The sequence below is a fragment of the Streptomyces sp. NPDC058459 genome (assembly GCF_042721685.1).
Taxonomy (GTDB): Bacteria; Actinomycetota; Actinomycetes; order Streptomycetales; family Streptomycetaceae; genus Streptomyces.
The window spans coordinates 1-19,172 of the sequence record NZ_JBHXLV010000127.1 but is presented as its reverse complement, the minus strand read 5'-3'; the positions used below and the strand labels follow the sequence as shown (position 1 = coordinate 19,172).

Annotated in this window: 20 protein-coding genes and 1 riboswitch; of the genes, 6 read left to right on the top strand and 14 right to left on the bottom strand. The window is 71.9% G+C overall.

What is annotated here, in order from left to right; genetic code table 11:
• Positions 1-43: 43 nt before the first annotated feature.
• From ACFWN1_RS21900 to ACFWN1_RS21885, 4 genes are all read right to left on the bottom strand, one after another.
• A complete protein-coding gene (locus ACFWN1_RS21900; RefSeq protein ID WP_384364358.1) occupies positions 44-1,501 on the bottom strand; it encodes a glycine hydroxymethyltransferase in 1,458 nt (485 codons plus the stop codon).
• Between the two features lie 37 nt (positions 1,502-1,538).
• Positions 1,539-1,626, bottom strand: a riboswitch (ZMP/ZTP riboswitch).
• A gap of 51 nt (positions 1,627-1,677) precedes the next feature.
• A complete protein-coding gene (locus ACFWN1_RS21895) occupies positions 1,678-2,865 on the bottom strand; it encodes a glutathionylspermidine synthase family protein (protein ID WP_384364356.1) in 1,188 nt (395 codons plus the stop codon).
• 21 nt (positions 2,866-2,886) lie between these two features.
• Positions 2,887-3,234: a hypothetical protein gene (locus ACFWN1_RS21890; RefSeq protein ID WP_384364354.1), complete on the bottom strand. Its 348-nt coding sequence runs from the start codon at positions 3,232-3,234 to the stop codon at positions 2,887-2,889.
• 87 nt (positions 3,235-3,321) lie between these two features.
• The gene (locus ACFWN1_RS21885) at positions 3,322-4,716 is read right to left on the bottom strand and encodes a PLP-dependent aminotransferase family protein (protein WP_384364352.1); all 1,395 of its coding nucleotides are present in this window, start codon (positions 4,714-4,716) and stop codon (positions 3,322-3,324) included.
• A 47-nt stretch (positions 4,717-4,763) separates the two neighbouring features.
• Between ACFWN1_RS21885 and ACFWN1_RS21880 the strand changes: the two genes are divergently transcribed.
• Positions 4,764-5,264: a carboxymuconolactone decarboxylase family protein gene (locus ACFWN1_RS21880; RefSeq protein WP_384364350.1), complete on the top strand. Its 501-nt coding sequence runs from the start codon at positions 4,764-4,766 to the stop codon at positions 5,262-5,264.
• A 229-nt stretch (positions 5,265-5,493) separates the two neighbouring features.
• Here ACFWN1_RS21880 and ACFWN1_RS21875 read toward each other — a convergent pair whose 3' ends face one another.
• The gene (locus ACFWN1_RS21875) at positions 5,494-6,567 is read right to left on the bottom strand and encodes a medium chain dehydrogenase/reductase family protein (protein ID WP_384364348.1); all 1,074 of its coding nucleotides are present in this window, start codon (positions 6,565-6,567) and stop codon (positions 5,494-5,496) included.
• Positions 6,568-6,675: 108 nt separating this feature from the next.
• On the opposite strand from ACFWN1_RS21875, the gene ACFWN1_RS21870 reads away from it, so the two are divergent.
• Positions 6,676-7,383 (top strand): TetR/AcrR family transcriptional regulator, encoded by a 708-nt coding sequence (locus ACFWN1_RS21870; RefSeq protein WP_384364346.1) that lies wholly within the window; start codon positions 6,676-6,678, stop codon positions 7,381-7,383.
• Here ACFWN1_RS21870 and ACFWN1_RS21865 read toward each other — a convergent pair.
• Positions 7,380-7,559 (bottom strand): hypothetical protein, encoded by a 180-nt coding sequence (locus tag ACFWN1_RS21865; protein ID WP_384364345.1) that lies wholly within the window; start codon positions 7,557-7,559, stop codon positions 7,380-7,382. The two genes, ACFWN1_RS21870 and ACFWN1_RS21865, sit on opposite strands and share 4 nt — an antisense overlap.
• 268 nt (positions 7,560-7,827) lie before the next feature.
• Entirely contained in the window at positions 7,828-8,283 is a 456-nt protein-coding gene (locus ACFWN1_RS21860; RefSeq protein ID WP_384364343.1) for an NUDIX domain-containing protein, read from the bottom strand.
• A 399-nt stretch (positions 8,284-8,682) separates the two neighbouring features.
• Here ACFWN1_RS21860 and ACFWN1_RS21855 point away from each other — a divergent pair, with 399 nt between their 5' ends.
• From ACFWN1_RS21855 to ACFWN1_RS21845, 3 genes are all read left to right on the top strand, one after another.
• A complete protein-coding gene (locus ACFWN1_RS21855; protein ID WP_384364341.1) occupies positions 8,683-9,513 on the top strand; it encodes a helix-turn-helix domain-containing protein in 831 nt (276 codons plus the stop codon).
• Positions 9,510-9,716 (top strand): DUF397 domain-containing protein, encoded by a 207-nt coding sequence (locus ACFWN1_RS21850; protein ID WP_384364340.1) that lies wholly within the window; start codon positions 9,510-9,512, stop codon positions 9,714-9,716. Before ACFWN1_RS21855 ends, ACFWN1_RS21850 begins: the two co-directional genes overlap by 4 nt.
• A 70-nt stretch (positions 9,717-9,786) precedes the next feature.
• Positions 9,787-9,993: a DUF397 domain-containing protein gene (locus ACFWN1_RS21845; RefSeq protein ID WP_384364338.1), complete on the top strand. Its 207-nt coding sequence runs from the start codon at positions 9,787-9,789 to the stop codon at positions 9,991-9,993.
• Between the two features lie 215 nt (positions 9,994-10,208).
• Here the strand turns inward: ACFWN1_RS21845 and ACFWN1_RS21840 are convergent, their stop codons facing one another.
• From ACFWN1_RS21840 to ACFWN1_RS21810, 7 genes are all read right to left on the bottom strand, one after another.
• On the bottom strand, positions 10,209-11,501 hold the full coding sequence (locus ACFWN1_RS21840) for a hypothetical protein (RefSeq protein ID WP_384364336.1): 1,293 nt from the start codon (positions 11,499-11,501) through the stop codon (positions 10,209-10,211).
• Between the two features lie 25 nt (positions 11,502-11,526).
• Positions 11,527-11,874, bottom strand: coding sequence for a hypothetical protein (locus ACFWN1_RS21835; protein ID WP_384364335.1), 348 nt, complete (start codon positions 11,872-11,874; stop codon positions 11,527-11,529).
• Complete coding sequence (locus ACFWN1_RS21830; protein ID WP_384364333.1) at positions 11,871-13,598, bottom strand: hypothetical protein; 1,728 nt, start codon at positions 13,596-13,598, stop codon at positions 11,871-11,873. The genes ACFWN1_RS21835 and ACFWN1_RS21830 overlap by 4 nt, the downstream gene beginning before the upstream one ends.
• Before the next feature lie 726 nt (positions 13,599-14,324).
• Positions 14,325-15,314: a malate dehydrogenase gene (locus ACFWN1_RS21825; RefSeq protein ID WP_384364331.1), complete on the bottom strand. Its 990-nt coding sequence runs from the start codon at positions 15,312-15,314 to the stop codon at positions 14,325-14,327.
• A gap of 310 nt (positions 15,315-15,624) precedes the next feature.
• A complete protein-coding gene (locus ACFWN1_RS21820) occupies positions 15,625-16,620 on the bottom strand; it encodes a DUF2690 domain-containing protein (RefSeq protein ID WP_384364329.1) in 996 nt (331 codons plus the stop codon).
• Between the two features lie 306 nt (positions 16,621-16,926).
• Complete coding sequence (locus ACFWN1_RS21815; protein WP_384364327.1) at positions 16,927-17,391, bottom strand: DUF3017 domain-containing protein; 465 nt, start codon at positions 17,389-17,391, stop codon at positions 16,927-16,929.
• Positions 17,381-18,235: a bifunctional methylenetetrahydrofolate dehydrogenase/methenyltetrahydrofolate cyclohydrolase gene (locus ACFWN1_RS21810; protein ID WP_384364325.1), complete on the bottom strand. Its 855-nt coding sequence runs from the start codon at positions 18,233-18,235 to the stop codon at positions 17,381-17,383. The genes ACFWN1_RS21815 and ACFWN1_RS21810 overlap by 11 nt, the downstream gene beginning before the upstream one ends.
• A 262-nt stretch (positions 18,236-18,497) precedes the next feature.
• Between ACFWN1_RS21810 and ACFWN1_RS21805 the strand changes: the two genes are divergently transcribed.
• Positions 18,498-19,127 carry an RDD family protein gene (locus ACFWN1_RS21805; protein WP_384364323.1) on the top strand — a complete coding sequence of 210 codons (630 nt, stop codon included), beginning with the start codon at positions 18,498-18,500 and terminating at the stop codon, positions 19,125-19,127.
• The last annotated feature ends 45 nt before the right edge of the window (positions 19,128-19,172 follow it).

Sequence of the window (19,172 nt, the reverse complement as noted above, 5' to 3'; positions counted from 1 at the left end):
GCGTCGTGGCTTGTCGCGCGGCTCCCCGCGCCCCCGCAGGCGCTCAGCCGAGGTCGATCTCCGGGTACAGGGGGAAGGCCGCCACCAGGTCTGTCGCTCGCTTCGCGATCTCGTCCGAGGTCTTCCGGTCCAGGATGTGCTGGGCCTTGGAGGGGGCGCCGGACTTGGTGGTGCCCGGCTCCGTGGTCGTGAGGACGCGGTCGATCAGGCCCGCCACCTCGTCCATCTCGGCCGGGCCGAGGCCGCGGGTGGTCAGGGCGGGGGTGCCGATGCGGATGCCGGAGGTGTACCAGGCACCGTTGGGGTCGGCGGGGATGGCGTTGCGGTTGGTGACGATGCCGGAGTCCAGCAGGGCGGCCTCGGCCTGGCGGCCGGTGAGACCGTAGGAGCCGGCGACGTCGATCAGGTTGAGGTGGTTGTCGGTGCCGCCGGTGACGAGGGTGGCGCCACGCTTCGTCAGGCCCTCGGCGAGCGCGCGGGAGTTGTCCACGACGCGCTGGGCGTAGTCCTGGAAGGAGGGCTGCCGGGCCTCGGCCAGGGCGACGGCCTTGGCGGCCATGACGTGCGGGAGCGGGCCGCCCAGCACCATCGGGCAGCCCCGGTCGACCTGGTCCTTGAGGGAGTCGTCGCACAGCACCATGCCGCCGCGCGGGCCGCGCAGCGACTTGTGGGTGGTGGTGGTGACGATCTGGGCGTGCGGGACCGGGTCGAAGTCCCCGGTCAGCACCTTGCCCGCGACCAGACCGGCGAAGTGCGCCATGTCGACCATGAGGGTCGCGCCGACCTCGTCCGCGATCTCCCGCATGATCCGGAAGTTCACCAGGCGCGGGTAGGCGGAGTAGCCGGCGACCAGGATCAGCGGGCGGAACTCGCGGGCCTGGGCGCGCAGGGCCTCGTAGTCGATCAGGCCGGTGGCCGGGTCGGTGCCGTAGGAGCGCTGCTCGAACATCTTGCCGCTGATGTTGGGCCGGAAGCCGTGGGTGAGGTGGCCGCCCGCGTCCAGGGACATGCCGAGCATGCGCTGGTTGCCGAACGCCTGGCGCAGCTCGGCCCAGTCGGCCTCGGACAGCTCGTTGACCTGGCGGACGCCGGTCTTCTGGAGGAAGGGCACCTCGACGCGGTCGGCGAGGACGGCCCAGAAGGCGACCAGGTTGGCGTCGATGCCGGAGTGCGGCTGGACGTAGGCGTGCCGGGCGCCGAAGAGTTCGCGGGCGTGCTCGGCGGCGAGGGACTCGACGGTGTCGACGTTGCGGCAGCCGGCGTAGAAGCGGCGGCCTACGGTGCCCTCGGCGTACTTGTCGCTGAACCAGTTGCCCATCGCCAGCAGGGTGGCCGGGGAGGCGTAGTTCTCGGAGGCGATCAGCTTGAGCATCTCGCGCTGGTCGTGGACCTCCTGGCCGATCGCGTCGGCGACCCGGGGCTCGACCGCGCGGATGACGTCGAGCGCGGCGCGGTAGGCGGTGGTCTCGGCGGAGCCGGACGGGGTGGGGTTCTCGGGCATGGGGGCCTCCGGACAGGGCGTCGGGTGTCGTCGTGTTCGGTTCGGCCCAGGCGCTCGGCACTGTCTGACTCGGGCCGCTCCCCGATGGTCGGTCCCATCCCAGCGCGCCAGTCACGGCCCACGACCAGCGTACCGGCCGTGGGCGAGTCAGTGCGCGGTCCAGGGCCTGTCCGGCCCTAGAGGATCACGTGCGGCAGGAAGCGGGCGTACGAGTCGGTGATCAGCCCGGCGGACTCGCGGATGCCGAGCCCGGCCGCCTGGTCGCCGACGGTCCAGGCGCCGAGGACGACGTGGTTGCCGTCGAAGACGGGGAGCGGGGCGAGGGCCTGGTAGCAGCAGGTCTCCTCGGGCGGCGGCGGGGCCGGGGTGCCCGGCGGGTGCAGGGTGACGCCCTCGCCCTCGCGGCCGAGCAGCGGCTTCGCGGCGTAGCCGGTGGTGGCGGCCAGCTCGCGGGGGCCGTCCAGGTAGGCCGGGAGCAGGTTGGGGTGGCCGGGGTACAGCTCCCAGAGGATCGCCAGCAGGGCCTTGTTGCTGAGCAGCATCTTCCAGGCGGGCTCGATCCACAGGGTGCTGCCGGTGCCGCCGCCGTTGTCCAGGGTGTCCAGGACGTGACCGGCGAACTCGTCGGTGGTGAGCCATTCCCACGGGTACAGCTTGAAGATCGCCCGGATGAACTTCAGCCGCTGGTCCACGAAGCGGCCGGAGAGGGTGTCCCAGCCGATCTCCTCCATGGAGAGCCAGTCGGTGTCGAGCCCGGCCTGTTCGGCGGTCTCCTTGAGGTAGGCGACCGTCATCAGGTCCTCGCCGAGTTCGTCGGCCGAGGAGTGCGCGAAGTGCAGCGGGGCGCCCGGCGGGAGCAGCTTCGCCTGCTCGCGCCAGGTGTCGACCAGCCGCTCGTGCAGCGAGTTCCACTGGTCGGCGCCGGGGAAGCGGTCCTCCATCCAGAACCACTGCGCGGACGCGGCCTCCACCAGCGAGGTCGGGGTGTCCGCGTTGTACTCCAACAGCTTCGCCGGGCCGGTGCCGTCGTAGTGCAGGTCGAACCTGCCGTACACGGACGGCAGTTCGGCACGTCGGTGCCAGGACTCGGTGACGGCGGCGGCCACCCGGGGGTCGGTGATGCCGAGGTCGGCGAGGCGGTCGTGCTCCACCAGGTGCCCGGCGGCGGCCAGGCACATGGTGTGCAGTTCCTCGACGGTCTCCTCCAGCGCCTCCACCTCGGGCAGCGAGAAGACGTAGTACGCGCTCTCGTCCCAGTAGGGGCGCAGGGAGCCGTCGGGGTGGCGGGTGAGCGGGTAGACGATGCCCTGTTCCTCGACGGTGCGCTGCCAGTCGGGGCGGGGCGTGATCGTACGGCGTTCCATGCTCGTGTCGTCCCGGTCCGGTCAGCCGCCGGAGCCGCCGTGGCCGCCGCCGAAGCCGCCCCGGTGCACGCTGTCGTTGTCGCCCGAACGGCCTGAGCCGCCGCCGGACTTGCGGGGCACGGTGAAGGAGCCGCTGCGGACCCAGGAGCCCCTCTTCTTGCCGCCGTAGTAGTAGGCGCCGCCGCTGGAGCCCGATTTGCAGCTCTTGTCGGAGACGACGTGGTAGCCCTTGGCCGCGTTGTAGCTGTTCCGGTCGACGCAGCGCTTGTCCGGATGGTCGGACGAGCACGCGGTGAGGGCGGCGGCGAGCAGCCCCATACCGCCCAGGACGACTGTGGTGGACCGCAGTTGAGCGCGGGTGCTGGCCATGTTCTCTTCTTCCCCCGTCGGATTCGCGTTCGACCCAACCCTAGAGACCGGCGTGCTTCCGCGCACGGGTACCCCCCGCCCGGTTCTCTAAGGCAGGGCCCGGCAAAGGGCTTCCAGAACGGTGGGCCAGGTGCTGTCGGGCGGGGTGCCATAGCCGACGACGAGGGCGTCCAGCGGTTCGGCCACGGCCAGTCGGTGGCGGTAGAAGGCGAGGCCGTGCAGGGCGAGCCCCTGCCAGTGGGCGGCCCGTACGACCCCCTGCTCGGTGCCGGGCGGCAGCCGCAGCACCGCGTGCAGCCCGGCCGCGATCCCGGTGACGGTCACCTCGGGCGCCCGGTCGGCGACGGCCGCGGCGAGGGCGTCACGGCGGCGCCGGTAGCGCTGCCGGGCGGCGCGCACATGGCGGTCGTAGGCGCCGGAGGCGATGAACTCGGCCAGCGTCAGCTGGTCCAGCACGCCGACGGTGTCCATGTGCCCCTTGGCCGCGACCGTCTCCGCCATCAGCGCGTGGGGCACCACCATCCAGCCGAGGCGCAGCCCCGGGGCCAGGGACTTGCTGGCGGTGCCGAGGTAGACGACGTGGCCGGGATCGAGCCCCTGGAGAGCGCCGACGGGCTGGCGGTCGTAGCGGAACTCGCCGTCGTAGTCGTCCTCCAGGACGAGCCCGCCGGTGCGCCGCGCCCAGTCGGCGACGGCCGCCCGCCGGTCGGGGCGCAGCGTGGTGCCCATGGGGAACTGGTGCGCGGGGGTGAGGAGTACGGCGCTCTCGCCACCCAATCCCCGCGTGTCGGTGCCGAGTTCGTCGTAGGGGAGCGCCGTGGTGGTCAGGCCCGCTCCGGCCAGCAGGCCGAGGTGCACGTCGAGGCCGTACGACTCGACGGCGACCGTGCGGGCGCCGCGCCCGTGCAGCACCGAGCCGAGGAGGCGCAGGGCGTGCGAGAAGCCGGCGGTGATCAGCACCGAGCCCGGGTCGGCGCGTACGCCGCGCACGCGGGCGAGGTACTCGGCGACGGCGGTACGCAGTTCGGGACGGCCGCGTGGATCGCCGTACCCGAGGGCTTCGTTGGGGGCCCGCGTCAGGGCGCGGCGGGCGGCCTTGAGCCACTCGGCGCGCGGGAAGGCGGCCAGGTCGGGGGTGCCGGGGACGAGGCTGTGCGCGGGGCGGCCCGGCGGGCGGCGCCGGACGGGTGCGCCCGCTCCCCCGGCCGGGGCCACGGCCCGGTCGGCGACCCGGGTGCCGGAGCCCTGGCGGGCGGTGAGCCAGCCCTCGGCGACCAGGTCGGCGTACGCCTCGGCGACGGTGTTGCGGGCGATGCCGAGGTCTCCCGCCAGGGCACGGGAGGAGGGCAGCCGGGTGCCGGGGGCGAGCCGGCCGGTGCGTACGGCGTCCCGCAGCGCGTCGGTGAGACCCCGGCGCAGACCGCTGCCGCCGGCCGGTTCGAGGTGGAGGTCGATGCCCAGACTGGCCCATGAATCCGCCATGGGAATGGACCATACTCCTGGGCTGCTTCGCTCCTAGGCTTGCCCGTATGGACACCACGGAGAACACCCCCACATACGCCCCCGAGCACCCCGCCCGCCTGACCTGGACCGAGCACGTGCCCGAGGTCTACAAGGCGATGGTCCGCCTGGACGCCGCCGCCCGTAAGGGGATCGACCCGACGCTGCTGGAGCTGGTGAAGATCCGCGCCTCGCAGCTCAACCACTGCGCGTACTGCCTGGACATGCACACCAAGGACGCGCTCGCGGCCGGGGAGAGCGTGGAGCGGATCGTGCAGCTCAGCGCCTGGCAGGAGTCGCCGCACTTCTACACCGGGAAGGAACTGGCGGCGCTGGAGCTGACCGAGGCGGTCACCGTCATCACCGACGGCTTCGTACCGGACGAGGTGTACGAGCGCGTCGCCAAGCAGTTCGAGGAGGCGGAGCTGGCGCAGTTGATCGCCGCGATCACGGTGATCAACGCGTGGAACCGGTTCGCGGTGTCGACGCGGATGGTGCCGGGGCACTACACGCCGGGCCAGTACAAGTAGTAGCGCGGCGGGCGGACCGTCAGGCCGGCACCCTGTCCAGGAACCCGCGACGTCCTGGATCAGGCCCGACTCGTCCAGCACCAGGACGTCGAATCCGATCCCCGGCGTCTGGAGAGGTTCCCGTCGGCCGACACCGGGACCCGCCGCCGGTTCGGCCGGCACTAGCTGGGCGTCCGTCGGGGGGATCAGGGTGCGGGACTCGGTCTCACCGCTCGGAGAGAGTCACCGCTCAGGGCGTGAGGATGATTTTGCCGAGATCGGTACGTGCGGAGGATTCGGCCAGCTCCATCGCCGCGGCGACCTCGTCCAGCGGAAAGCGTGCGGCGATCCGCGCGGTGAGGACGCCGTCGCGCAGCAGGCCGAAGAGGTGCGTGAGGTCGGTACGCATCCGCGTCCGGAAGGCTTCGCGCTTGGCTGAGTCCGGCTTTCCGGCGCCGGCCCAGACGTCGTAGAAGCTCGCGTGCCTGCGGGTGGGCAGGTAGTTCCAGAACGTCAGCTTGGCCAGCAGCGGCAGGAAGTCGAGGAGCAGGGGTCGCGTGTCGTCGAGCTTGGCCGCGATGCTGTAGGAGACCAGCGTTCCGCTGCGGTTGAGCAGTCGGTAGGAGAGACTCGCGCTCGCGCCGCCGAGATGGTCGAACACGGCGTCCACACCGCCTGGCGCCAGTTCCCGGACACGGGCGGCCGGATCAAGGTCCCGGTAGTCGATCGGCTCCACGCCCAGCGCGCGCAGTGACTGGTGATGGCGCGGGGCGGCGGTGCCGATCACGCGTGCGCCGGCCTCCTTGGCTAGCTGCACCAGGACCGAGCCCACCCCGCCGGCGGCGCCCAGGACGAGTACGGTCTGCCCGGCTCGTACCTTCGCACTGCGGTGGAGCATCTGATAGGCGGTCAGCCCGTTGACGATCAGTGTCTCCGCCTCGTCGGGGTCGATCCCGTCGGGTACCTCCACCAGGTCGGCGGCGGTCAGCAGGGCAGCGGTGGTCCAGCCACCGGTCTTGGTCAGTGCGGCGACCCGCCGGCCGACCAGTGCGGGATCGACTCCGGGGCCGACGGCCTCGACGACGCCGACGAGGTCGTAGCCGGGCACGAACGGGAACGGGGGCTGGCCGTAGTAGCGGCCCCGGCTCATCGCCCGCTCGGCGAACGACACGGCGGTCGACTCGACGCGTACCCGTGCCTGGCCGGCGACCGGCGCCGGGAGTGCCCGCCTGACCAGCCGAAGGCCGGACGGCGCGACCTTGCCGGGGAGCAGAACCTCGGTGACGGTCACGGTGGCCTCGGCAGAGGCTCTCATCTCGGACATGCCCAACTCCTCCATCACGCCGCGAATGTCAGTCACTCAGTTAATGACCGTAACAATGCACTTAGGCATCGCACTACGTCAAGGCGTAAGGCAAGTTACGATGTGACAATGACCGATGAGATGCGGACGGTGAGCAGGCGCGCGCGGCTGAGGGCCCAGACGTCACGGGAGATCGAGGAAGAGTCCTTCGCGATCATTGACGAGGGCGGTGTGCACGCGCTGTCGATCGCGGCGCTGGCCCGCGCGATGGCGATGTCCGCACCGGCCGTCTACCGCTACTTCCCGTCTCGGGACGCGCTGGTGGCGCACCTCACGACGCAGTCGTACCAGCAGCTCGCCACGGCGATGAGCCAGGCCGTCGCGGGCAGCCGACGTGCACCGCGCGCGCGGGTAGGACTACTGGTCGCCGCCTACCGCGACTGGGCGCTGCGCCACCGGCGGCGCTACGGCATGCTGTTCGGCGAACGACCCGGCGACGCGGCGGGTGACGCCGCTTCCCGTACCCCGCTCGACAAGGCGATGTCCCTGCTCATCGACCTGCTGGTCGCCATGGAGGCTGACCCGGCACCCGTCGAGGCGGCGGGCGGTGACCGGACCCTGGACGACCAGTTGCGCCTGTGGGCCCGCGCGCAGGAACGGCCCGACACCCTGCCGCACATCGCCCGCGCCGCCATCCTGCTCTGGACACGCGTCCACGGCATCGTGAGTCTCGAACTCACCGGCGTCTTCGCCGGCCAGGCCATCGACGTACAGCGCCTCATCGACCTGGAGATCGACAACGCCGTCCAGTCTCTGGGGCGGCGGCGGGGCGCCTAGTCCTGCAACATGTCGGAGAACTGCCAGGAGTGCCCCGGGGAGTGATCGGCGAACAGGGTGCACGCTTCCCGGCGGACGGGGTCGGCGGTGGCGTCGACCATGCCACACGGCCGCAGCACGACGCAGGCGAACTCCTCGCCCTCCCACCTGACCCACAGGTGCGAGTCGCAGCTCAACTCGCAGAGAAAATAGGCGTGTCTGCCGTGGTGCTGCCTGTTCAGCTCACAGACAAGGCGGTCGTGCGGGTGGGGCGGCACGCCCTCGTCGGATCGCGCGTCCGACTTTTCCGACCACGGTGAAGGGTTGGAGGCATTGCAGTGATACACAGCCACTCTCCTGTCTGAGCAAGGAATGCCCCGCCCGCGCACCTCAGGGGTGGGGTGGAGCATGCGGACGGGGCGGATGAGGCAGCGGGGAGCCCGCCTCCCGCCATGACCAGCGGCATCAGGCCGTCGGGCTGCCCAGGGCGAGCCGCCGGTGGGAGTCCTGCATTCCCTCGGGCAGCGAGCTGGTGTAGAACCACCGTGCCTCCAGGATCTCGAACCTGTCGATCTTCAGCGTCCCTCCGGTGTGCAGCGCCTCGTACGCCACCTCGACCCGGAGCCTGTGGCCGCTCGTCACGCTCACCAGCCGACCGGGCTTCACGCTCAACCCGGTCTCCTCCTCCACCTCCCGCACGATGGTGAGCGGGAACTCCTCCCCCTTGATCGCGTAACCGGTGGGAAGTCCCCACGGCTTTTCCGGGGGCCGCATACGGTGCTTGAGCAGTAGCACCTGACCCGCGTCATTCCGGACGACTCCCGTCACGCCGACCATGAATCTGGCGTGCGCCAGCCACAGGACGCGCCACTGGAGGGGGCCCCGAACAAGTCGCCAGACACGGGCGACCAGTCGTTTCATCATTCGCATTTCACCGGTTTCGCGGACGCCATGGTCACAGGTATTCACCCCGGCTCCGGGCATTGGCGCGGGCGATCTGAGCGCGTAGGCGCTCCGCGGGACTGGCCGGCCGTACGTCCTCAGGAGCCGCGTCCCATTCCCTGCCGCCGGTGACCGGCCGGAAGGACCAGCGTCCGCACCACTCGCCCCGGAATTCACCGACGCGCTCCCGCCCGTCCACCATGAGCGTTCCGATGGGCGGCGGCGAGGGATCTTCCTGCCGTTCCACAGGCGGGGAATCACCAGGCACGACGACCGCTCCTCTCCGTAGCCATTCCACTACCAAGGAGCATCAGCGTGACCTACAGTCGACGCATCATCAACTTGCGTGGTGCGAACGAAGAGTTGGGGTGAACTCTGTTGAACCGGAAAGAGCTGGAGCCGGAGAACTCACCGGAGGCGGCATTCGGCAAACGTCTGCGCACGTCGCGGGACGAGCGGGGCTGGACCCAGGATGAGTTGGGCGAGCGCATGGGGTACTCCGGCACCCATATCTCAGCCGTCGAAACTGGTCGACGCCCTCCAACTCCCCATTTCGCGGCGAGCGCCGACAAAGCGTTCGGTACGGGAGATGAGTTCGACCGGCAAGGACGCGCCGTCCGCAACACCGGCCTGCTGGAGGGTTTCCCGGAGTACGTCCCGCATGAGAAGCGGGCGGTGGAGATCCGGCTTTTCATGCTCGGGATCATTCCCGGCTTGCTCCAGACACCCGAGTACGCCGCTGCCATCACGACCGGGGCCGTCCGACGCGGGGCGATCACGGAGCAACAGGGGGAGGAGCGGCTGACGGCACTGATGGATCGTCAGGCTGCTCTGAAGCGGACGCCTGAACCCATGGTTCACGTCGTTCTCGACGAGAGCTGCCTTCTGAGGCAAGTAGGCGGCCCCGAAGTCATGGCCGAGCAGCTGAGCAGTCTGATCCGCTTCGCCGAACTGCCATCCACGGTGCTGCAAGTGGCTCCGTACGAAATGGGCGAGCTTCGGTCGTACGACCTTCCCATCAATCTGCTGACGCTGCCGGACAGAACTCACGTCGCCTACGCAGAGTCGTCCCACAGAGGGCAGTTGGTGAGGGAAAGCGCGTTCGTCCTGCCTGCGCTGACGGCCTACCATCAGCTACAGGCGGAAGCGCTCGGGCAGGCGACTTCCGTTGCCATGATCGAACAGCTTCGAAAGGGCACCCCGCGATGAGCGACACCCCACGTTGGTTCACCTCCTCTTACAGCAGCAACGGTGGCGACTGTGTGGAGGTCGCCACCAACCTTGCCGCCGCGAGTGGTGTGGTGCCGGTCCGGGACTCCAAGAGCAGGAGCGGCGCCGTCCTGAACGTCTCCGCCGGCTCGTTCTCCGCCTTCATGGCGGGTATCAAGGACGGGCGGCTCGGCGGCGTCTGAACCGCACGCGGACAAATGCTGAGCGGCGGCTCAGCGAGGCCATGATCGAGGAACTTCGAAAGGGCACACCGTGACCGAGACCCCGAACTGGTTCAAGTCCTCCTACAGCAGCAACGGCGGCGCTTGCGTGGAGGTCGCCACCAACCTTGCCGCCACGAGCGGTGCAGTGCCGGTCCGGGACTCCAAGAGCAGGAGCGGCGCCGTCCTGAACCTCTCCGCCGGCTCGTTCTCCGCCTTCGTGGCGGGCGTCAAGGCGATGCAGCTCGGCGGCGCCTGATCGCGCATGGACAAGTGCCGGGCGGCAGCACACGCACCCGCCGCCCGGCACCCACCCTCAGGGAAGCCGGCGCTTCCACTGGTCCGGATGCGCGTCGACCCACGTCCACTGGAACTTCTTCAGGAACGCGGCGCCCTTGCCGCCGGAGTGGGCGAAGTCGGCCTTGAGGAACCTGCGCAGCGAAGCCTTCGGGTACGCGCAGGCGGTCGCTTCGATCAGTCCAGCGCCGCGTTCCCGGAGGGGTCGCAGTTCAGGCCGGGCGGGCAGAACCAGGCGAGCGCGGTGGTGAGGAGTTCCAGCTCGTCCTCCCGGCCGTCGGCGTCGGCGCCGTACGCGGCGAGGGCGTAGATCTTGCCGTCGGCGGCGACGAAACGTTCGTCGTAGACGTGCCAGGTGCCGACCTCGGGCTCGTCCCTGATCCTGCCCGCGAGGTACTCCAGCCGGGACCCGGTGAAGTCCCCCTCGTCCAGGTCGGTCAGCTTCAGTTTCTTGAACCCTCCGGGCTTCGGCGTCCGGTCCGACAGGTACAGCTCGAAGGACGCTTTCGGGCTGGCCTCCGCCACCTCGTACACCTGGAGCCTCCGCTCCCGGTCCGGGCTGCGGAAGTTCACGACCGCCATCCCGTACTCGGACGGCGCGGTCGCCCGCGTCCAGCCCTCGGGCACGGCCACCCGGAACCCCTCATCGTCGTCACGCAACTCGTATCCGGCAGGAGGCGCGCTGGGCGAGGGGGTGGGCGTGGGAGTGGGCGAACTCGTGGTGGGGCTCGGGCTGCGGGTCACGGGTGCGGAGGAGACGTGCCCCCGGCTCTGCCCGCTACGCCCATCGTCGGTGTCCCTGCCGACCACGAGGGCAAGCACAAGGCTCACCGCGACAGCGGCTGCCGCCGCCCCGACGATGACGGACCAGAGGACGCGACGACCGGGGTCACTGCGCGGCGGCGGGTCGGCGGGGGGCCAGGCGGAGGTGTCGGACGAGGAATCGGCGGGCGGCCAGGCGGCGGGCAGCTCGGCCGGGGGCCACGAGGCGGCCGATGGCGGCTCCGCGTGCGCGGCGGACTCGGCCACCGTCTCCCCGGCCGAGGAAGCTCCGGCCGAGGACGCTCCGGCTAGCGGCCAGGAGGAGGGAGGGGGCGTCCGCCGGTCTGCGGGCGGCCAGCCGGGAGCCGAGGAGGCGGCGGACGGCACAGGCTCGTCCGGGGAGCGCTTACCGGCCGTCGCGGACGCGGCGGGGCCGGCGGACGCCGAGGAGTCGGCTGGGGTGCCAGGGGTGCGGCGGTCTGCTGGGGGCCAGGTGGAGGCCGGGGTGTCGTCGGCCTCCGTGGGGGTGGCCTGGGGCCACTCCGGGGCCGGGGGCTCGGTGGGCCTCGTCGGGTCGGCCGGCGGCCACACCGGGGCCGGGGCGTGGGCCGGGCGGGACGGTGGGGGTGGGGTCGGGGGTGAGTCCGAGCCGGGGCCGGCCTCCCAGCGTTGGGTGTCCTCGTTCCAGTGCTGTTCTCCCCCGCTCATCGCGGCCCCCCTTCTGGTGTGGTGGTCAGAGTCCGAGCAGGCCGGCGACCGTGCCCGCCGAGGCGAGGACGCCCAGGAGGGCCTGGGAGTCGGCCAGGAGTTCCCGCAGGCGTTCGCGGCGGGTCGGGCTCGCCTGGCCGGTGCGGGTGAGTTCGGCCTCGGTGTCGGCGAGCGCCTCGCCCAGCGCGGCGGTCTGCTCGGTCGCCCGTACCCGCGCGAGGTCGGCGCGCAACTCCCTTACCGCTTGCAGGAGTTCCTGGTCGGCGGGGGTGCCCGTGCCGTGCTGGTGGCTCTCGGCGTGGGCGTGGCTGCCGACGGCGAAGGTGCTCCCCGACACGTCCCCGATCGTCACGTTCGGCTCCTGACCGGTCATGTCCCGGCTCCCTTCTGCGGCGCGGGCGCGCCGGTGGCGGTGGCGTGGCTGCCGACGGCGAAGGTGCTGCCCTCGACGCGGCCGATGTGGACGTCCCCGTTGCGGATGTTGACGACCTTCCGGACGAACTCCCCGGTCTCGTAGCCGGATTCGGCGAGCGCGGACCGTACGCCGTCGGCCACCCGGTCCTGCACCCCGCGCAGATACCGGACGACGTCCATCTCCTGGAAGAGCGAGCCGACGGGCGTGGACCCCAGTTCGCGCACCGAGAGCGCGGGACCGTCGGGCAGCGCGCCCGCGAAACCGCCGGTCAGCAGCCGCCAGCCGTGCACCAGCCCCCGGCCCAGCTGGGCGAGCGCCCGCCCCGCCGAGCCCGGTACCAGGACGAGCGCGGTGACGGCCTTGCCGAGGTGGTTGTTGTGGCGGAACCGGTGGGCCGCGCGGTCGGCGTCCTTGAAGTCCTCGCGCACCGGCGTCAGCACATGCGGCGCGATCTCCAGCATCAGCATGCCGCCCTGGGTGTGGACGCGGACGTACACGGTGACGACCAGCTCCTCATCCCAGCCCCCGACCCGCACCCGCAGGAAGTGCCGCCGCTTCTCGGCCCCCTCCTCCACCGCCCGCGCCCGGTGCTGCTCGAACGCCTCGGCGGTGTACGGCGCCTGCTCCCGCTTCTTGAGCCCCTCCACCGGGAGGAACACGCACTCGTCGATCTCCAGCCAGCGCAGCCGGTCCCGGACACCGGGCCCCGCGTACTCGGCCGGGACGCGGAGCTGCTCCAGGCGGGGTCGGATCTTCTCCAGGATCGCCCGGTTGCTCAGCGGCTGCCGTTCCTTCGTCAGCTCGTCCGGCTTGAGTTCCACGGCGAGCACCCAGGTGTCGTACGCGTCTCCGGCCCCGCAGAAGGGCCGGGCCTCGTGGTACATGATCAGCGGGGCGTGCTGCTCCAGCCGGATGCGCTGCCTGAGCCGCTGGAAACGCGGGCTCGGTGCTTGCTCGGCGGGGTCGGCGGCGGCGTCCGGGAAGCGCCGCGCGGACAGCTCACCGGCCAGCGCCCGGCTGAACTGGGTGCGCTGGGCGTGCACACACAGCCCGATGAGCGCGAGCACGACAAGAGTGGACCACGCCTGCCACAGCTCCACGGCCGGCGTGAGCGAGTCGGCGAGGCTTTCGGAACCGCCGTATCCGCCGTACCCCCCGTATCCGTACGGATCGTAGGACGGCTCGTCGGACGGACCGCCGCCGAACCCGGTGACGACGGTCAGCGCGAACAGCGCGGCGAACCACGCCCGCCCCCACCACCGCGCCAGGAAGGCGAGGACCCGCCGGTACAGCGGCGGGATCGCGGTGCGGTCGCGCAGCCACGGGGCGAGGGCGAGCCAGATACTGGCCCCCAGGTACAGCAAGAGCAGCCCGCCGCTGAGCAGCATGCCCACCAGCCACAGCCCGGTGATCGCGCCCGCCCAGACCAGCTCCTGCCGCCGGGCCCGCAGCGCGTGCGCGAGCACCCTCGCCGCGTCGAAGCCGAAGGAAGGGGCCACGATCCGCTGCTCGTTGAGGTGGAGTTCCTCGATGACGCGGTCCCGGTAGCCGGCGTCCAGATAGGTGCCCGCGCACAGCAGCCGGGTGGCCTCGCTGGTGTGGGGCGGGACGGGCGGCGGAGGGGCCGGCGCCCGCTCGGCCGATGTCCGCTCCGCCTGCGGCGGCACCTGAGCACTGCTCATGCCATCCCCCGATGCATGGAAGTCCCTCGCCCACGAGAAGGTGGACGACCGTTGAGCATAGAGGGGTGGCAGGGGGTCAGGGAACCGTAATCCGCTCGGCCGTCGACGCCTTCGGCGTGGCGCGCGGCCACGCGTGGGCCGGGTCGGCGTCGCGGCGGGGGCGGCAGCGGGAGCGGGATGGCGAAGGTGACCAGGCCGAGCGTCTCGGACAGGGTCCGGCTCCCCCCGCTCACGATCCCGACCAGGTCGGTGTCCCGCAGGGCCCGTGCAGCCGCCCCCGCCGGGACACACTCAGGTGCCCGGCTCCGGCGGCGGACCGCTCCGGGGTCAACCCGCCCTCCAGCAGGGGGTGTCCGGCCCGTACGCCCCTGCTCGCCGCGCTGCCCGACGGGACCCGGGTCTCGGGCTGTGTCGAGACGGGGACGGCGGCCGACCGGCTCCCACCGGCCCACGCCGGACGGCTGGACGGGTGCTGCGCGGCGAGGTCCCGCCGCCCGGGGCGGTGGGCCGGCTCGCACCCGCGCCGGGCGGGGTGGCCTGCGTCGCCGGTGAGGCCCGCACCGTGCAGGCGGTACGGCGTGTGCTGCGGGACGCGGACCGGGACCGGCGCCGGTGCTGCCCAAGCCGTTCTGGGCACCGGGCAGGCGCGGCCCGGAGCAGGCGGGACACGGGAACGGGCCCCGTCCGGAAGACCGGAGGGGCCCGTCACTCGTCGCGTGCGGGGGCTCAGATGAGGCCGAGACCGCGGACCGCGTCGCGCTCCTCCGCCAGCTCCCGCACCGAGGCGTCGATGCGGGCGCGGGAGAACTCGTTGATGTCCAGGCCCTGGACGATCTCGTACTCGCCGTCCTTGGTGGTGACCGGGAAGGACGAGATCAGGCCCTCCGGGACGCCGTAGGAGCCGTCCGACGGGATGCCCATGGAGGTCCAGTCGCCCTCGGCGGTGCCGTTGACCCAGGTGTGGACGTGGTCGATGGCGGCGTTGGCGGCGGAGGCGGCCGAGGAGGCACCACGGGCCTCGATGATCGCGGCACCGCGCTTGGCGACGGTCGGGATGAAGTCGTCGGCCAGCCACTGCTCGTCGTTCACGACCTCGGCGGCGTTCTTGCCCGCGACCGTGGCGTGGAAGACGTCGGGGTACTGGGTGGCGGAGTGGTTACCCCAGATCGTCAGGCGCTTGATCTCGGAGACCGGGACGCCCGTCTTCTTCGCGAGCTGGGTCAGCGCGCGGTTGTGGTCGAGGCGGGTCATCGCGGTGAAGCGCTCGGCCGGTACGTCCGGGGCGGCGGCCTGCGCGATGAGCGCGTTGGTGTTGGCCGGGTTGCCGACGACGAGGACCTTGATGTCGTCAGCGGCGTTGTCGTTGATGGCCTTGCCCTGCGGCTTGAAGATGCCGCCGTTGGCCTCCAGGAGGTCACCGCGCTCCATGCCCTTGGTGCGCGGGCGGGCGCCGACGAGGAGGGCGACATTGGTGCCGTCGAAGGCGACGTTCGGGTCGTCGGTGATGGTGATGCCGCTCAGCAGCGGGAACGCGCTGTCGTCCAGCTCCATGGCCGTGCCCTCGGCCGCCTTCAGCGCGGGGGTGATCTCCAGCAGGCGCAGGTTGACCGGCACGTCCGCGCCGAGCAGCTGGCCGGAGGCGATGCGGAAGAGCAGGGCGTAACCGATCTGGCCGGCCGCGCCGGTGACGGTGACGTTCACGGGAGTGCGGGTCATGGCGTTCTCCGTAGGACAGCTGGCGGTGGGGCGTCGCTGCCCCGGGCGGATGATCGATCTCTTGGCGTCAAGAGAGATCAGCGGTCAGGCTATCGCGCATCCGGGAGGCCGGGCCTCCGGGGCCCTGTGGCCCGCCCCACAGCTCAACTGTGCGGGACCGAGGCAGCACATGGCAGCGGCCGCCCGTCCGGGAGAGGAGGACGAAGGCGGCCGCCGGTGGGGGTGCCGGCTCGCCGGACTCCCGTGGGGGGATATACCTCCGTGTGCCCCGGTTCCGGCGTCCCAAGCGTGCCGCACCGGAAAACTCCGGCTACCTCGTGCAGCCCGTCCGTCCGGCCGCCAGGGTCACGCATGCCTCGGCCTCACCCGCGCCGCCGACGGCGACCATCGGCGTGTACGCGAAGGTGTCCCCGGCCCGGGTACCGCCCCGCTGGGCCGACCCGCCCGCCGTGACGCGCACCTGGTCGCCCTGGACGGCGCCGGTGATCCGGCCCCAGGCCGCGCCGCAGGTCCTGCTGTAGCGGACCTCCAGCGTGGCGGCGCCGACGACGGCGGTCTTGGCGGTGGTCACCAGGTCGCCGCCGCACCCCATGGCCTCGGCGTCCTTGCCGGTGCAGCCGGAGCCCGCGCACCGCACGCCGGGCGGCGGATGGGCGACGCCGCCGGCGGACGGCGAGGGGGACCCGGCGGCGCCGGCCGTCCCGCGGCCGTCCCCCCGGCCGGTGAGCAGGAAGACGCCGCCGATGACGGCGACCGCGGCCACGGCACCCGCGAGGAAGAGCAGCAGCCGTCGCCGGCCCTCACGGGGCCCGCCGGTCACGGGGCGCGCGGGCCCGGCGGCGTCCGCGTCCCCCAGGGGCGGGCTCACCGGCGGAGCCCCCGCCGACCTCGCCGCCCCTGGCGTCCCCGTCTCCGCGCGTACGGTCCGGACGCCGCCCGCCGCTGCCGCCTCGGCGCGTGCCCCGCCGAAGTCGCCCCGTTCGGCGCGGGCCTGGGTGATCCGGAGCTGCTCCATGGTGCGGTCGTGCCGCGTCTCCGCGCGGCTCCAGGCGCGTTCGGCCAGCTCCCACATGGTGGTGAGGTGCACCGGGCTGGTCCCGGTGACCTCGGCGAGCGCGATGATCGACCCCTTGGGCGCGAGCAGCCGGCCGTTCAGATACCGCTTCCAGGACGTCCTGCTGTACCCGGTGCGGTCGGCCAGCGCGGCCATGCTCAGCCCGCCCTGGTCCACCAGCCGCCGCAGCTGCCCGGTGAACTCCCCGATCTGCGGATCGAGATCTTCCGGCAGCGCCTTCCAACGGGCCATGCCCTCCCCCTCGTTCCTCCCCCGGCAGGCACCATGACGCCTCCCCGCGTCACGGCACCGCCCCCGCTCCACGGTAGCCGCGGCGGGCGGGGCGAGGGGCGCCTTCGGCACGTATCCGCCGAACTGCCCCTGATCCAGGCCCGATCGAGGCTGTGGCAGGGCACGGACACCGTGGCGGAACGGTCACCTCCGTGCCACAGCGCACGGACGGACGTTGCCCGGCACGGCCGCCGGGCGCCAGGGTGAAGTCCCGGTGGCTCGCCCCTGATCGGGGGCGGGGGTGAGCCACCGGCCTTGTCCGAACGGCTAGTTGGCCGCCGTGAAGTGCAGGGTGTCCTTCAGGAACGGGAGTTTCAGCAGGGGGTCGGGCTGCGCCATTAGGGCCAGCAGCACGATGACGAGGCCCAGTACCCCGTAGGTCACGATGTCCGTGAACCGGGAGCGGACGGCCAGCATGCCGACACCGGGGAGCGTCCAGCGCAGGGCGCCGCCCGCCAGCAGGGCGGCGCCGATCAGCAGCAGGCCGACGCGGGTGACGTCGAGGGCGATCAGCAGCAGGCCGAGCCCGGTCGTGCAGAGCACGACGAGCATGGGCCACTGCCGGGCGGGCGCCGGGGCGTCACCGGCCGCGGCCCGGCCGCCGCCCTCGGGGCGGGCGGTGTCCTTGGTGAACAGCGGGAAGCGGCGGGTGACGCGCCTGGTGCGCCCCTGGGCGTCGGGAGCGCTGATCGCGTCCCGGACCTGCGGCTCCCCGGAGTCCTCAGCCGGCACGCCGCTCCGCCGCCTCCACCACGTTGACCAGCAACTGGGCGCGGGTCATCGGGCCCACACCACCGGGGTTCGGGGAGATCCACCCGGCGACCTCGGCGACGTCCGGGTGGATGTCACCGACGATCTTGCCCTCGGCGTTGCGGGACACACCGACGTCCAGCACGGCCGCGCCCGGCTTGATGTCCTCGGCGCGGATCAGGTGCGCGGCACCGGCGGCCGCGATGACGATGTCGGCCTTCTTGAGGTGGTAGGCGAGGTCACGGGTGCCGGTGTGGCACTGGGTGACGGTGGCGTTCTCGCTGCGCCGGGTGAGCAGCAGCGGCATCGAACGCCCGATGGTCACACCGCGGCCGACGACGACGACCTCGGCGCCCTTGGTCTCCACGCCGTACCGGCGCAGCAGGGTGAGCACGCCGTTGGGGGTGCAGGGCAGGGGAGCGGGCTCGTTCAGGACCAGACGGCCGAGGTTCATCGGGTGCAGGCCGTCGGCGTCCTTCTCTGGGTCCATCAGCTCCAGGATGCGGTTCTCGTCGATGCCCTTGGGCAGCGGGAGCTGGACGATGTAGCCGGTGCAGTCGGGGTCCTCGTTCAGCTCGCGGACGACCGCCTCGATCTCCTCCTGCGTGGCCGTGGCGGGCAGTTCGCGCTGGATGGAGGCGATGCCGACCTGGGCGCAGTCGCGGTGCTTGCCCGCGACGTACTTCTGGCTTCCGGGGTCCTCACCGACCAGGACGGTACCGAGGCCGGGCGTGATTCCCTTCTCCTTCAACGCCGCCACGCGGGCGGTCAGATCGGACTTGATCGCGGCTGCGGTGGCCTTGCCATCGAGAATCTGGGCGGTCATGCCCCCATCCTCGCGGATGACGGGCCCCCGGTTCCAATCCGGTCCGCGTGGGCTGCGCCACCGTCGCGTCCCAGATGTCTGGCGATGATCGTTGATGTTGCGCTTGCACAACACCTCGCTGATGCGGCTGGACAACGCGTGACGGCTCCACAACGATGAACGGCGCATACATCGCGGTCCGGTGGGGGGCAAACCGCTCAGATCTTGACGTTCCTCCGTGCTGTCCGCGTCGTCCCCGCAGTACCAACGGAGGAATCCAGCCATGAGTTTCGGCTCGCCCCAGAACCCGTACGGTCAGCCGCAGGACCCCCAGCAGGGGTACGGGCAGCCGCAGCAGCCCGGCTACCCGCAGGCCCCGCAGGGCGTGCCGCCGCAGCCCGGTTACGGCTACCCGCAGGGCGCGCCCCCGCAGCCCGGTTACGGCTACCCGCAGGCGCCCCCGGTCCCGCAGCAGGCCGGTTACGGCTACCCGCAGCAGCCGGGCTACGACTACCAGCAGCCGCGGTACGCGAACTGGGGCCTGCGCTTCCTGAGCCGGCTGATCGACACCCTGGTGTACGCGGTGCCGTACATCCTGGTGCTGGTGGGGGCCAGCAATCACATCGGCATACTGTCGCTCGTCGGCTACCTCGCCGGGCTGGGCCTGTTCGTCTGGCAGGTGATCCAGGAGGGCAAGACCGGCCAGACGGTCGGCAAGAAGGTCATGGGCACCCGCACGCTGAAGGAGGACACCGGTCAGCCGCTCGGCGGCGGCATGGCGTTCGTCCGCCAGCTCGCCCACTTCCTCGACTCCCTGCCCTGCTACCTCGGCTACCTGTGGCCGGCCTGGGACGCCAAGCGCCAGACCTTCGCCGACAAGGTCTGCGGCTCGATCGTCATCCGCACCAAGTAGGCACGGCACGGCAGGCGGCCGTCCGCTCACCCCGGGGAAGGGGAG

Bases quoted from the DNA above. Each gene is read 5' to 3' on its own strand.
- ACFWN1_RS21900 (WP_384364358.1), bottom strand. From the start codon at position 1,501: ATGCCCGAGAACCCCACCCCGTCCGGCTCCGCCGAGACCACCGCCTAC.
- ACFWN1_RS21895 (WP_384364356.1), bottom strand. From the start codon at position 2,865: ATGGAACGCCGTACGATCACGCCCCGCCCCGACTGGCAGCGCACCGTC.
- ACFWN1_RS21890 (WP_384364354.1), bottom strand. From the start codon at position 3,234: ATGGCCAGCACCCGCGCTCAACTGCGGTCCACCACAGTCGTCCTGGGC.
- ACFWN1_RS21885 (WP_384364352.1), bottom strand. From the start codon at position 4,716: ATGGCGGATTCATGGGCCAGTCTGGGCATCGACCTCCACCTCGAACCG.
- ACFWN1_RS21880 (WP_384364350.1), top strand. From the start codon at position 4,764: ATGGACACCACGGAGAACACCCCCACATACGCCCCCGAGCACCCCGCC.
- ACFWN1_RS21875 (WP_384364348.1), bottom strand. From the start codon at position 6,567: ATGTCCGAGATGAGAGCCTCTGCCGAGGCCACCGTGACCGTCACCGAG.
- ACFWN1_RS21870 (WP_384364346.1), top strand. From the start codon at position 6,676: ATGACCGATGAGATGCGGACGGTGAGCAGGCGCGCGCGGCTGAGGGCC.
- ACFWN1_RS21860 (WP_384364343.1), bottom strand. From the start codon at position 8,283: ATGAAACGACTGGTCGCCCGTGTCTGGCGACTTGTTCGGGGCCCCCTC.
- ACFWN1_RS21850 (WP_384364340.1), top strand. From the start codon at position 9,510: ATGAGCGACACCCCACGTTGGTTCACCTCCTCTTACAGCAGCAACGGT.
- ACFWN1_RS21840 (WP_384364336.1), bottom strand. From the start codon at position 11,501: ATGAGCGGGGGAGAACAGCACTGGAACGAGGACACCCAACGCTGGGAG.
- ACFWN1_RS21835 (WP_384364335.1), bottom strand. From the start codon at position 11,874: ATGACCGGTCAGGAGCCGAACGTGACGATCGGGGACGTGTCGGGGAGC.
- ACFWN1_RS21830 (WP_384364333.1), bottom strand. From the start codon at position 13,598: ATGAGCAGTGCTCAGGTGCCGCCGCAGGCGGAGCGGACATCGGCCGAG.
- ACFWN1_RS21825 (WP_384364331.1), bottom strand. From the start codon at position 15,314: ATGACCCGCACTCCCGTGAACGTCACCGTCACCGGCGCGGCCGGCCAG.
- ACFWN1_RS21820 (WP_384364329.1), bottom strand. From the start codon at position 16,620: ATGGCCCGTTGGAAGGCGCTGCCGGAAGATCTCGATCCGCAGATCGGG.
- ACFWN1_RS21810 (WP_384364325.1), bottom strand. From the start codon at position 18,235: ATGACCGCCCAGATTCTCGATGGCAAGGCCACCGCAGCCGCGATCAAG.
- ACFWN1_RS21805 (WP_384364323.1), top strand. From the start codon at position 18,498: ATGAGTTTCGGCTCGCCCCAGAACCCGTACGGTCAGCCGCAGGACCCC.